Source organism: Pseudarthrobacter cremeus (assembly GCF_051857465.1).
In the GTDB taxonomy this organism is placed as follows: Bacteria; Actinomycetota; Actinomycetes; order Actinomycetales; family Micrococcaceae; genus Arthrobacter.
Genome location: NZ_JBPZHC010000004.1, coordinates 14,102 through 26,177, shown reverse-complemented (window position 1 = coordinate 26,177; position 12,076 = coordinate 14,102). Strand labels below are relative to the sequence as shown.

11 protein-coding genes and 2 pseudogenes are annotated in these 12,076 nt (G+C 59.6%); 6 read left to right on the top strand and 7 right to left on the bottom strand.

Annotated elements, in window-relative coordinates; translation table 11 throughout:
- Positions 1-55: 55 nt before the first annotated feature.
- The 6 genes from glf (at position 56) to ACS5PJ_RS08665 (ending at position 6,812) form a co-directional block, all read left to right on the top strand.
- Positions 56-1,243, top strand: coding sequence for a UDP-galactopyranose mutase (gene glf / locus ACS5PJ_RS08690; protein WP_439434513.1), 1,188 nt, complete (start codon positions 56-58; stop codon positions 1,241-1,243).
- Positions 1,240-2,106: an ABC transporter permease gene (locus ACS5PJ_RS08685; RefSeq protein WP_439434512.1), complete on the top strand. Its 867-nt coding sequence runs from the start codon at positions 1,240-1,242 to the stop codon at positions 2,104-2,106. Before glf ends, ACS5PJ_RS08685 begins: the two co-directional genes overlap by 4 nt.
- Positions 2,106-2,834, top strand: coding sequence for an ABC transporter ATP-binding protein (locus ACS5PJ_RS08680; protein ID WP_439434511.1), 729 nt, complete (start codon positions 2,106-2,108; stop codon positions 2,832-2,834). Before ACS5PJ_RS08685 ends, ACS5PJ_RS08680 begins: the two co-directional genes overlap by 1 nt.
- Before the next feature lie 23 nt (positions 2,835-2,857).
- Entirely contained in the window at positions 2,858-4,504 is a 1,647-nt protein-coding gene (locus ACS5PJ_RS08675) for a glycosyltransferase (protein WP_439434510.1), read from the top strand.
- The gene (locus ACS5PJ_RS08670; RefSeq protein ID WP_439434509.1) at positions 4,501-5,403 is read left to right on the top strand and encodes a glycosyltransferase; all 903 of its coding nucleotides are present in this window, start codon (positions 4,501-4,503) and stop codon (positions 5,401-5,403) included. Before ACS5PJ_RS08675 ends, ACS5PJ_RS08670 begins: the two co-directional genes overlap by 4 nt.
- A 167-nt stretch (positions 5,404-5,570) precedes the next feature.
- Entirely contained in the window at positions 5,571-6,812 is a 1,242-nt protein-coding gene (locus ACS5PJ_RS08665; protein WP_439434508.1) for an acyltransferase family protein, read from the top strand.
- 156 nt (positions 6,813-6,968) lie between these two features.
- Here ACS5PJ_RS08665 and ACS5PJ_RS08660 read toward each other — a convergent pair.
- The 7 genes and pseudogenes from ACS5PJ_RS08660 to ACS5PJ_RS08630 all read right to left on the bottom strand — a co-directional run.
- Positions 6,969-7,110: pseudogene (locus tag ACS5PJ_RS08660) on the bottom strand (transposase); the annotation flags it as partial.
- Positions 7,111-7,128: 18 nt separating this feature from the next.
- A complete protein-coding gene (locus ACS5PJ_RS08655; RefSeq protein ID WP_439434507.1) occupies positions 7,129-8,775 on the bottom strand; it encodes an IS1634 family transposase in 1,647 nt (548 codons plus the stop codon).
- Positions 8,679-8,996 carry an ATP-binding protein gene (locus tag ACS5PJ_RS08650; protein WP_439434790.1) on the bottom strand — a complete coding sequence of 106 codons (318 nt, stop codon included), beginning with the start codon at positions 8,994-8,996 and terminating at the stop codon, positions 8,679-8,681. The genes ACS5PJ_RS08655 and ACS5PJ_RS08650 overlap by 97 nt, the downstream gene beginning before the upstream one ends.
- 118 nt (positions 8,997-9,114) lie before the next feature.
- On the bottom strand, positions 9,115-10,104 hold the full coding sequence (locus ACS5PJ_RS08645; RefSeq protein WP_439434506.1) for a tyrosine-type recombinase/integrase: 990 nt from the start codon (positions 10,102-10,104) through the stop codon (positions 9,115-9,117).
- On the bottom strand, positions 10,101-10,778 hold the full coding sequence (locus tag ACS5PJ_RS08640) for a tyrosine-type recombinase/integrase (protein ID WP_439434505.1): 678 nt from the start codon (positions 10,776-10,778) through the stop codon (positions 10,101-10,103). The genes ACS5PJ_RS08645 and ACS5PJ_RS08640 overlap by 4 nt, the downstream gene beginning before the upstream one ends.
- Positions 10,779-10,804: 26 nt before the next feature.
- Positions 10,805-11,197: a transposase family protein gene (locus ACS5PJ_RS08635; RefSeq protein ID WP_439434504.1), complete on the bottom strand. Its 393-nt coding sequence runs from the start codon at positions 11,195-11,197 to the stop codon at positions 10,805-10,807.
- Positions 11,198-11,240: 43 nt separating this feature from the next.
- Positions 11,241-11,820 (bottom strand): annotated as a pseudogene (locus ACS5PJ_RS08630) (Mu transposase domain-containing protein); the annotation flags it as partial.
- Positions 11,821-12,076 lie beyond the last annotated feature (256 nt).

Here is a 12,076-nt window from a genome sequence, read left to right as displayed (position 1 = left end):
TGACCCGCAGACTATGCGCGATCTTGCGCTGCCCGCATTCGAACCAGGAGATTTTGTGACCGCTGACCTCGTCATCGTAGGGTCTGGCTTTTTCGGCCTGACAATCGCAGAACAGGCCGCCACTGAACTCGGCCTGAAGGTAGCCGTCCTCGACCGCCGCCACCATATTGGTGGGAACGCGTACAGCGAAAAGGAAGAGCAGACCGGGATCGAGGTCCACCGCTATGGCGCACACCTGTTCCACACGTCCAACGAGCGTGTGTGGGACTACGTGAACCGGTTTACCACCTTCACGAACTACGTCCACAAGGTGTATGGCGTGCACAAGGGTGAGGTCTTCTCCCTGCCGATCAACCTTGCGACGATCAACCAGTTCTTCCGCGCCAACATGACCCCGGATGAGGCAAAGGCGCTGATCCAGGAGCAGGCCGGCGAACTGGCGGGGACGGATCCGCAGAACCTGAACGACAAGGGCATCCAGCTCATCGGCCGCCCGCTCTACGAGGCGTTCATCAAGCACTACACCGGCAAGCAGTGGCAGACCGATCCCAAGGATCTGCCCGCGGGGATCATCTCCCGGCTACCGGTGCGCTACAACTACGACAACCGGTACTTCAACGACAAGTACGAGGGCCTGCCCACCAACGGCTACACCGCGTGGATCGAGAAGATGGCGGAGGACCCAAACATCGAGGTCCGGCTCAACACCGACTTCTTTGAGGAGTCGCATGAGTACAGCAAGAACAAGGTTGTCGGCAACATCCCGGTCATCTACACGGGTCCCGTGGACCGCTACTTCGACTTCGCCGAAGGCGACCTTTCCTGGCGCACCATCGACTTCGAAGAAGAAGTGCTCGACGTCGGCGACTTCCAGGGAACATCGGTGGTCAACTACAACGATTCCGATGTTGCGTACACACGCATCATTGAACCCCGCCACTTCCACCCGGAGCGCGAGTACCAGACAGAGAAAACCGTTATCATGCGCGAGTTCTCCCGGGCCGCGGAGAAGGGCGATGAGCCGTATTACCCGATCAACACATCCGCGGACAGGGAGCGCCTGCTCAAGTACCGCGACTTGGCAGCAGCAGAGCAGGACGTCTTGTTCGGCGGCCGGCTCGGCACGTACAAGTACCTTGATATGCATATGGCCATCGGTTCTGCCCTGACCATGTTTGACAACCAGATTCGGCCGCACTTTGAAGCCGGAGCAAAGCTTGTAAGCGGAGGGGTGGACGCATGAGTGGAGACTTGCTTGCCGCACCCGACAGCGGCGGTGGGCTCATTGACGTCATTCGCCGCCGTGGTCTGCTCCGACTAATTGTCCGCAAAGAACTTAAAGTCAGGTACCGAAGTTCGGTTCTGGGCCTGCTTTGGTCCTACGTCCGCCCCGGTGTGCAATTTGTAGTCTTCTACTTCGCACTTGGTGTGTTCTTGGGGCTGAACAAACAGCCGAACTTCGTCATCTACATGTTCTCGGGGATTATCCTTGTGAACTTCTTCTCCGAAGCATTCGGCCAGGCCACGCGCTCTGTTGTGGCCAACGGTGCCTTGGTGAAAAAGATCTATCTTCCCCGCGAACTCTTTCCAGTTGCGTCCGTGTGGGTTGCCGTCGTGCATTTTCTCCCACAATTCCTGATATTAGTGGTGGCGTGTTTATTCTTCGGCTGGACGCCGAGCGTGATTCAGCTGATTGGTGCCGTGGGGGCTTTTGTCATGGTGACGATTCTATCGTTGGGATTAGGCCTTCTGTTTGCAGCAGCAAACGTGATGTTCCGGGATTCGGAGAATATCGTTGACCTCATGCTTATGATGGCCACATGGCTTTCGCCGGTCCTCTACGCTTGGTTTTTAGTGCGCGATACGCTAGGTGAAACGTTCTACTTCTTTTACCAGCTGAATCCCATGACCATTGCAGTAGAGATCTTCCACGCCGCTTTCTGGTCACCAACGGCCGCTGTAAAAATGGCCCCAGAAGGTGCCCGTCTACCCGACAACCTCCTGTCCATTTGGCTGCCCGTGGGCTTGTTAATTTCATTGTTGATTCTGGCCTTGGGGCAGTCAGTTTTTCGACGCCTTGAAGGCAGATTTGCGCAGGAATTGTGATGGTCGAAGCTATTGTTGTTGAAAATGTTTCCAAGCGGTTTAACCTCCGGCATACGCGTTCCCTAAAGGAAACTGTCGTTTGGCTTTTCAAAGGCCGCAGAGGCGACCTTTCTTCCACCTTTATGGCGCTCGATGGAGTCGACGTTACGGTGGAGTCGGGAGAGTCAGTTGCCCTGCTTGGATTCAACGGCTCAGGCAAATCTACGTTGTTGAAATTGATCTCGGGCGTGATGAGCTCAGACACTGGCAGAATTCGAACTCGGGGAAAAGTTGCCGGGCTGATTGAAGTCGGCGCCGGTTTCCACCCGGATCTTACCGGACGGGAGAATGTCTACCTTAACGGCGTGATCTTGGGAATGACGGAGCAGGAAACGGCCGATAGGTTTGATGAGATTGTCGAATTCTCTGAAATCGGAAAGTTTATAGACACTGAAGTGAAATTCTATTCCTCGGGTATGTTTCTCCGTTTGGCTTTCTCTGTGGCTGTCCACACCAAGCCTGACGTCTTCCTTATTGATGAAATCCTCTCAGTCGGCGATGAGCCCTTCCAAAAGAAGTGCCTTGAGCGGATTCAGGAACTTCGGGAGACCGGGACTACGTTGGTTGTGGTCAGCCACGACCTCGATATGGTGAGCAAGGTTTGCGACCGAGGCGTCGTTCTTCGCCACGGGATCAAAATCGCCGACGGTCCGATTGCCGAGGCCGTTCGCCTGCTGCGGGAGAACTAGTGGAGCCACTACGGATGGATACAATGACAACGGAAGAATCCTTGAACAGAGCCCTTAGGCTGTTCGAAATTGTCGATGACGGCGGATCCGGTCTTGCCGGGGGCCAGGGGCGCCTCTCGGAACGCGAAGTCGGTCTGCTGGTGGGGGCCTTGAATTATCATGCGCTTGTTCAGCCGGGTCGCGAGTTCAAAGCAGTTGTCCTGCGGGCCCCTGAAGGAGAATTCCCGAGTCTAACGGACGAAGCTTGTCATCGACTTGAGTGGAAATCTGACCGGACTGTGATTTGTGCCGTAGATGTCCGAAGCACAGTGTCAGGAGCCTTGCCGGGAAAGAGCGCAGTTCTGCCGTTGGTGATTGACTTGGGCGGTGAAAGATCAGAGGGCGGTACAACTTTCTACGACCGTGCCGGTTTGAAGGGCAAGGTGTTTAAACGAGCGAGGTTCGGGGCACCCATTGCCTTTGACGCCCTGCGACAAGGTCTCACTGACGTATACGAAAAGCACATTGTCCCCAAACGACGCCCGCAGCCTATGGCGCCCGCTCAGTCGACGCCTTCCTCAGTGATCCCGTGGGCTAGGGATAAGAGGCCAGCGATCATCTTTGGGATGCATTGGTTGGAAATGGGGGGTGCCGAGCGATGGGCCCTGGAGTCGATTCAATTGGCCAAGGAAGCGGGCTTTCTCCCTATTGTGCTGACGGACCGGGACTCCTCCCATCCGTGGATCGACCGGCCGGAACTCGATGGTGCGTTGGTCCTGCCATTTAGCGCCTCTATTCCTCGCAGAGAGGAAGCAGATCTCCTTTTGACATTAATGTCGGAGTTCTCCATCCGGGGCATTCATGTACACCACAACGGGTGGCTGTACCATCGGTTGGCGTGGTTTAAAGCCATGGACCCCTCGATTCACATTGTTGACACCCTGCACATCCTTGAGTGGCGGACTGGCGGCTTTGTTGAATATTCCGTTAAACTTTCCGCTACCATAGACGTTCACCACGTCATTTCCCCACAGCTTCGCGACTACATGTCACTCTTACGTGACGTGCCAAAGGGGCGGATCGCCCTTGCGCCTCTCTACGGACTCTCCAGCGACCTGTCCGTGCAGACCCGGGATACGAATTTGAATCGTCCGTTTACCATTGCCTTCGTGGGCCGCATGAGTCAGCAGAAACGACCCTTTCTCTTCATTCGATATGCGGCGGCTCTTAAGCGGGCTGTCCGCGGGGATGTGCGATTCATCGTCCACGGTGACGGAGCGCTCTTAGACGAAACGGAAAAGCTGGTGAGACAGTACGGCCTCTCAGACTGTGTCGAGCTTCGTCGTCCGCCCCATTCTGTGGCCGACACGTTGGCCGACTCGGACCTTCTGGTCATTTCGTCGGACAACGAAGGGTTGACGTTGACGACTTTTGAGGCCACAGCTATGGATGTCGCCGTTCTGTCGACCGATGTCGGGTCACAGGCTTCCCTCGTTTCAGGGAAGGCGCTACTCCCTCGGCAACCCTTCCCATTCGTAAAGAGCGCCGTGAAGCTCACAAAGGCGATCATGGCTTCGGAGACTCTCCGCAAGGAGATACTTGCTGATCAACAAGAAAAGATAACGTCCTTGAAAGAATTGCCCGAAGCCCGGGTCTGGACGAAGGCACTGTACGAAGGATGGAAAGTATGACCGACAAGGTAGCGGCCGTTGTCGTGACCTACAACAGGGTGGACAAGCTGGGGCGGGTGCTGGATTCGATTCTGGCTCAGTCCCGCTCCGTCGACCTGGTGATTGTGGTCGACAACGCGAGCACTGATTCCACGCCGACCCTCCTCGCCGATTACCAAGGTGACCCGAGGGTGGAGATCGTCCGCCTCGGGACGAACACCGGTGGCGCCGGTGGATTCGCGGCTGGCATGGAAAGGGCCTATGAGCGTGGCGCCGACTGGGTATGGATAATGGACGACGACTGCTACACCGACGAAGTAGCGCTTGAGAAGCTTCTTGACGGCCATTCCGCGGCGGAGGTCGAACTGGGACGTCCTGTTCCCTACAGTTGCTCGCTTGTCCGATACACCGACGGCTCAATCTGCGAGATGAACAATCCTGGAACGGCGTGGGACTGGGGCCGCCTGATTGCCAAGGGCCACAATACCGTTCTCATTACAAACTGCTCTTTCGTTTCAGTGCTGATCGCCCGCCGTACTATTGCCAAGTACGGCCTCCCGTTGGCTGAGTACTTCATCTGGTTTGACGACCAGGAGTACACGCTGCGGATCAGTGCTGAGGGCCCCGGGGTGCAGGTTCTGGATAGCGTGGTTACCCACGATATGCCGGACAACCGAGGAGTGAACTTCGGAGACCTGAATTCGGGAAATGCTTGGAAGTTTTTCTATGGTGCTCGAAACGAATCCTCATACCTCTGGCACCATGACAACAAACTCGAATGGCTTACGTTCGTCCTTGGCACCTACGTCAGGATGGCCAGGGGTGGCGTCGGCCGCAGACTTCAGGTCAGTGTGGCGCGGAAGATCCTAGAGGGTATCAAGTTCAATCCGATCCCGCAGTTCCCACGTACCGTCCGCTAACCTAGCCCCGGGGGCGTCGCGCTGGCAGGGCAGGCTTGCCCTGACTGGCCGCAAGGGCAGAGCTACTGACTCCCCACCAGCGTCCGGTATTCTGGAAAGACTGCCCCTTTAGGAGCTCGACAAGAGGGCTAGGGGATTCCCCCGCCTCAACGACAAAGAGGAACTGCATGCCCGAAAATCTGATGCTACAGACAGCGCCCAAAGTGGCGCAGCGTGCAGTGCAACAGGTTCACGCCCTGACCGGCGTTCGCATCATTGCAGCAATGTGGGTGGTGCTGTTTCACGTTCGAGGCAACATAGCTTCCGAATTTCCCTGGTTGGATGACATCATCGGGCCAGTAGTGGCTCACGGCGAACTAGGAGTAGACCTGTTCTTCGCTCTTAGCGGCTATGTGTTGGCGTTGAACTATGGCGAGCGTATGGGGTGGCGGCTGGACCATAAGGCCACTGTCAAGTTCTGGTGGGCGCGACTTGCGCGCGTCTGGCCGGCGTACGCTTTCATGCTGGTGTTCGCCGCCATATGGCACGGACTGCTCCTCGCCCGGCAAAGTGACGATCCCGTCGATGTGCGGGACTACGGTGTCGGTAGTTTCATGCGCCAACTGACCCTTGTGGTGCAGTGGACGGAACCCGGCTTTGACCGGCTGACTTGGAATGGTGCCGCGTGGTCAGTGTCGGCCGAAGCATTTGCCTACCTGCTGTTTCCTGTCATGATTCTTCTCGTTTTCCGCCTGAACAGGTCCCTTAGCGGCCGTTCCCTGGTGGTGATGGCCGGAGTGCTCCTGTTTCCTGTGGTGTTTTTCTCCTACGTGCTGGGACTTTATGCCCCCTGGATGTGGCTGCTCCGGATCCTGTGTTGTTTTATGGCCGGCGCTCTCATGTTCTACATCGTCCGCAGGGTGCCGGATACGGCGCGCAACCGACTGATGGCCAGCCACATCATTGTCCTTGCGGCTGCCGTCGTTATCGCCGGGTGCTACTGGATGGATCTTACGGCACGCCCCCGTTACATAGGACTGCTCATTCCGGTTCTCGTGGTGATTGTTGGAACACTGGGGATGGCGGACCGACACGTCGCAAAAATTCTCGGCAGCAAAGCGCTGGTGGTGGGTGGAATGGCGTCCTACAGTATCTACCTCGTCCACATGCCGCTGATCGAGATCTTCTGGAAGCTACAAATGGCTTACCCCGATACCCTCGGCGCTGGTACGGTAGGGGCCAAACTTGGCTTCATCGTCATACCAGTCGTAGTCTCAGTGCTTGGCTATTGCTTGTGGCGGTTTTTCGAAGAGCCTGCCCGCCGCAAGATGCGTGTGATGTCGACACAGCAAATCCCGGAACGGGCCGTTGACGATCCCGTGGTTCGCCACGGACACATCCATGGCGCGTCCGACCGAAAACCGTCCTAGCCTCGATTGTTCATGATGCTGGGTGACGGTCATTGATTTACGCCAGTTGCTGATCGGCCAATATTTTCTGTTTTCGGGCAGTCGGGTGTGGCCTGTTGGGTTGCCTGGTTTGGCGGCTTTTCACGGTTCGTGGGGAAATGGATTCCCGAATGAGTGTCATGCCGCCGTCCGGACGGCACTTCTCATGAGAAATAACCGATTTGTAATTGCCGGGGTTCCGGTAGCCGCGGGCGGTGCGTTTGATGTGCTTGATGCCGGTGTTGTTTGCCTCGACCTTGCCCGTTGTTGCGCCCGTGACCTGACTTGGCTCATTTCGTTAGTGCGTGAGTTTTGGGTTGCGGATGGCGTCGAGAATGGCCTGCTGCTCGGCGGCAATATCGGGGGCGAATGTCTGCGTGGTGCCGTTGATGGCGCTGGTCGCTGAGCGCAAGGGCCGGAGTTGTCGGATGACGTTACGCATCGCCAGCCCTGTCCTGTTCTGGACAGTCCGGGAGACCGCAAGCGCGGTGAACACGATGGTCAGGTGCGCCTCGATCGCGTCACGGGTGCGGTGAAACATGGGCCTGGCGCGTAGGTCAGTTTTGCTCATCCGGAACGACTGCTCGACATGCCACAGGTCGTGGTAGGAGCCGATTACTTCCCCTGCGGGCATGATGTTTGCAGGGATATTTGTCACGTAGCCTTTCAGTCCGACGAGTTGCCGGGCACGCGCTATCGAGGCCTCGTCCAGGCTCGGTTTGCCGCCGGCGGTCTTGACGAACTGTGGGGTCCGGGCTGATTTCTGTCCCTCGATGACCTCCCGTGCCCGGTTCTCCTGGGCCGTGAGCGTTGTGTTGTCATGAACAGCTCTCTTGCGTGAGTAGGCCCACACCGCCCGCCAGGATCCCGGGTGCGCGGCAGGGTCCCAGACGGGTTCGGCACGCAGATCAGGGTTGTTCTCGTTCGTGTGGCCGGTCCTGGGGGTGACCGTATTGATCAGCTGCCCGTCGCTGAACGCGTCACCGTGCCAGCGGAAATGCGAGGCCAGATCGTTCGGCGCTTTCGTCATCCGGGACCCGACAATGAACCGCAGGTTCGCCTCATCCAGCTCGCGCAGATTGCCGGCTGAAAGCATGCCTGCGTCGGCGACGACGACCATGTCGGCCAAGCCGTGGCGGACCTGGAACTGCTTGATAATCGGGATCATGGTTGCCGTCTCGGCCTTGTTGCCTTCGAAGCGTCCGATCTCCAACGGAAACCCACCGCGATCCACCAGCAGACCGACAACGATCTGGGGATCAACGCGGCGTTCCTTGGAGTACCCGACTTTCCGCAGCTCGTCTTCCTTCTCCGCCTCGAAATACAAGGTGGTCACGTCATAGAGCACCAGTGAGACGTCCCCGTCGGTCCTGGCGTGCTCGAAGCACCAGGTCGCGACCCGGTCGCGGTACTTACCCGCAGCTGCCCGGGCAAGGGTCCGCTTCATAGTCGCGTAGCTGGCAGGACTCTGGCCGAGGCCCCGCAGGACTCTGCCGGCATCCAGAAGTGAAGTTGATTCCACGACCCGGGCGATCACCAGATCCCGGAACACCTCGTCACCGAGGCCATCGAACTTCAACGACGTGAACGCCCAGGCCAACGCATTGAACAGCAACCGGGAGTCGGTGCCCACCACGCGGGCAGGGCCCTTGCACCCAGGAATTGCTGCCGGGCGGGCAATATCGAACAGGCCCGGATTATCAGCAGGGGCAACCAGATTCTTCACTGGAGGCGTGCGCTCGACACCAAGCTCAAGGACGCCCTGCGCCGGATTCTCCAGCAACTCGCGCGCACGCTCCAGCAGGACACCGAGTTCGGCTTCCGTATGCGCCGAACCGACGTGCTCCACTATCCGCTGACGGCCCCGCACATACTCCGCGATCTGCACACCGGTCGCCCCCGAGGCCGTCCGCACCCTCCCGAAATATCCTGGCCCGTGAGCCAAGTCAGGTGGGTGAGACGGACGGAATCGCCGCTGGTCTGGCAGACATGTGCGTGGTGCAGCAACCGGTCAACGGTCGCGGTCGCGAAGGTCTTGGGCATGAGCTCGTCGAAGCCTGCGGGGTGGAGGTTGGAGCTGATCGCGACGGACCGTTTTTCGTAGGCTGCGTCCACGACCCGGTAGAGGCCTTCGGCAGCGTCGGTGGCCACCGGTAACAGGCCGATGTCGTCGATCTATGCGGATGTCCGCATAGATCGATCTATGCCGAGCCCGCCACTATGCCGAAGTTGCCGCCGTCCCGGGATGGTGTGCGCGGTTCCCGCGGTTTGTGGCTCGGCATAGTTACAGGCTCTCAAGGAACGCGAGGACCTTGTCGGTTGGGTGGCCGCGACCAGGGCTCGCGGATGCCGGCGTGGTCAGCGCGAGGGCTTTCTCCTTAATGATGATGTCTGCATGGACGTACGCGTCGGTGGACCGGACTCCGGCGTGGCCGAGCCAGAGGGCGATCACGGACGTGTCTACCCCTGCTTGGAGCAAAGTCATCGCGCAACTGTGACGAAACACGTGAGGGTGGATTTTCTTGCCCAATAGGGATGGACATGTTCGGGCCGCGGTCGCTGCGTGTGTGCTCACCCGCTGCGCGACGGCGTCGCGGGAGAGCCGCCGCCCTGTTCGAGTCGGGAACACTGGTTCGTGTGGTTGTCCGGCTCGTTCGGCCAGCCAGTAACGCAGCAGTCCCTCGACGGGAATGGAGAGTGGAACAGCGCGTTGTTTGCGTCCCTTGCCTTCGCAGCGGACGTTCGCGCCAGTGCCCAGCGTGACATCGGCGCAATTCAGGCCCGTCAGTTCAGAGACCCGCAGACCCGTCTGGATGGCGAGGAGCATCAGGGCCCTGTCGCGCCGGCCCTCCCATCTGGATTGGTCCGGGGCCGCGACGATGGCGTCGATTTCAGGCCGGGTCAGGAACGTCACGATGCGCTTGTCGAACCGCTTCGGCGGGATGGCGAGAACACACTGGATCAGCAGCGCATGCTCCGGATGACGCAACGCGGCGTAGGCGAACAGGGAGCGGATGGCTGTCAGGCGGACGTTTCGGGTCCTGATGCTGTTGCCCCGCGTGGTCTCCAGATGATTGAGGAATCTAGAGATCATGGTCGCGTCCAGCTCGTCCCAATCCAGCTTTGAAGGCAACTTGCCGGTCCGTGCGTGGATGAACTCGAGGAGCAGCTTCAGGGCGTCCCGGTAGGCGGCGATGGTCCGCGGGCTGGCTTGGCGCTGTTGGGCGAGCCTGTCGGTGAAGAATATCTGCAGAGTCGGTGCGATCAGCGTCATGATCGCACCGCCGTCCAGCGGGTAATTTGGCGTGCCGCGGCCAGGGCCAGCAATTCCGGCGCAGCCGAAAGATACCAGTAGGTCGACGCCGGTTCACGGTGGCCCAGGTAAGTCGATAGCCATGGAAGCTTCGCCTCCACGTCCTCACCAGTCCGATACCAGCTGAGCAGCGTGCGGACCGCGAAAGTGTGCCGCAGATCGTGAAGCCTCGGGGCCGAGGGTGCCCCGTGCCCGACTCCGGCGGCATCGACCAGTTGACGGAATGTCTGGCATACGACAGCGCAGCAAAGGCGTCTGTGCGTCTGGGACACGAAGAAGCTTTGCTCCTCTGGTCGGGGTTCGAGCTCGTCGCGGAGTTGGGCGTATGCGCTAAGTGCCTGCATGGCCGTGCTGTGAAGTGGAACCAGCCGGGATTTGCCGAATTTGGATTCGCGGATCAGCAGCAGGCTTTCGGACCAGTCGATGTCGCTGCGGTCCAGCGTGATTGCCTCGCCGTTAGCGCAGCCGCGGAAGGGATCCAGAGCCGCGGTCTTGATCCCGGCGGTGAACCCAGGGCCACGGTCTTTGAGCCAGTCGGCGTAGGCCTTCCCGGACCGGCCCGGAACCAAGTCAAGCAGCCGGGCGTGCACCACGCCGTGGTCATCGCGGGTGTGGTCCACGATTCCGGTGACCATGCCGGATCCCGGGGGCCGGTGTGTGACTAGACGTGCTCATCAACACCGAGCGCCTCAACACCGGCGAGCCGATCGGAGTTCCTGATCGGCGGGTGGCTTCTGCTCTGATGGCGTCCCAGACGGTGTGCCAAGAAACCCCGAGCTGGTGGGCCAGGGCCGAGAACCGAGGTGTCGAACCGCTGCAGCGCGTCGGTCGCCCAGTGGGCGGCTCGGGCGGTGAGTTTCGCCCATGGTCCGGCCAGCGGGTGTTCTTCGCTGAATGTTGTTTTTGGGCAGTCCGGGTCCGGGCATCGCCAAACACGTTTGGCCCACAGCAGCCCCACCGGCTGGCCGAAACAGGGAATGTTATGGAGCCGGACCTGGCGGCGTCCGTGGCCGACCGCGACGACGCCGCACTTCGGGCAACCCGCGAGGTCCACACCGGTTTCGACGCCCAGTACGAGGCCGGTCCCGGTTGCGCCCCGCCAGCGCCGTGGACCCCGGCAGCGCGCCCGGTTTGGTCTTGAGGACCTCCAAGATAGTGATCCAACTGGACCGACAGCCCACCTTGGCAACGATCCGCTGATGCCTGACTGCCACGGCACGGCCGTCGAACACCACGACCTCGGATGCCCGCAAGGACACCCGGACTTTCCGGCCAATGAACTGGGCCGGGACGAAGTACTTCACCATCCGCACGGTGATCATCGAAGACCTATCCACCCGCGGCGTCAGCACCAGCCCCGGATCAAACTCATCTGCTGGTAGCGGCGACAAGAACGGCTGCTCGGCGGCGAAGTCTTGGCCGGTGGTGCGGATCCTGTCATTGATCCGCCGGGCATCGTCCAGGACTTCCCAAGCCCGGATCCGGTCGTTGAGCTCATCCAGAGACTCAGCAACGGGCATGGGCGAGAGTCGGTTCCGGCGGAACCACACCACCTCGCCCTCAACACCGCCCTTCTCATGCGCCCCCGGCGATGCCGGGCTGGCAGTAGAAGGGATCGAAGCCATAGTGCGAGCGGAACAGAACCCACCGGTCGTCTTCCTGGCGCTGCCGGCCCTGTCATCCGGACCTCCCAACGCTGTTTTCATCAGATGAAAACAACAATGGGAGTGGTCATGACTTAAACCGTCACTAGCAACCGGCGAGTCGTGGGTGGTCTTGGTTCAAGCCGTCACACCGGTCCTGAACCAAACTGCCTTAGTGCGTTGGAGCCAGCGACTGGCCGGTGAAGCTGACCGGCAGGGGAGGAGAACGGAGGTAGATTTTGCATCGAAAAGGTGCTCCCTCGGTCGGCAAATAAGGGTCTGGACAACCA

Excerpts from the sequence above, each read along its gene's own strand:
- ACS5PJ_RS08645 (WP_439434506.1), bottom strand. The coding sequence starts at position 10,104 with ATGACGCTGATCGCACCGACTCTGCAGATATTCTTCACCGACAGGCTC.
- ACS5PJ_RS08665 (WP_439434508.1), top strand. The coding sequence starts at position 5,571 with ATGCCCGAAAATCTGATGCTACAGACAGCGCCCAAAGTGGCGCAGCGT.
- ACS5PJ_RS08685 (WP_439434512.1), top strand. The coding sequence starts at position 1,240 with ATGAGTGGAGACTTGCTTGCCGCACCCGACAGCGGCGGTGGGCTCATT.
- ACS5PJ_RS08670 (WP_439434509.1), top strand. The coding sequence starts at position 4,501 with ATGACCGACAAGGTAGCGGCCGTTGTCGTGACCTACAACAGGGTGGAC.
- ACS5PJ_RS08680 (WP_439434511.1), top strand. The coding sequence starts at position 2,106 with ATGGTCGAAGCTATTGTTGTTGAAAATGTTTCCAAGCGGTTTAACCTC.
- ACS5PJ_RS08640 (WP_439434505.1), bottom strand. The coding sequence starts at position 10,778 with ATGGTCACCGGAATCGTGGACCACACCCGCGATGACCACGGCGTGGTG.
- ACS5PJ_RS08675 (WP_439434510.1), top strand. The coding sequence starts at position 2,858 with ATGACAACGGAAGAATCCTTGAACAGAGCCCTTAGGCTGTTCGAAATT.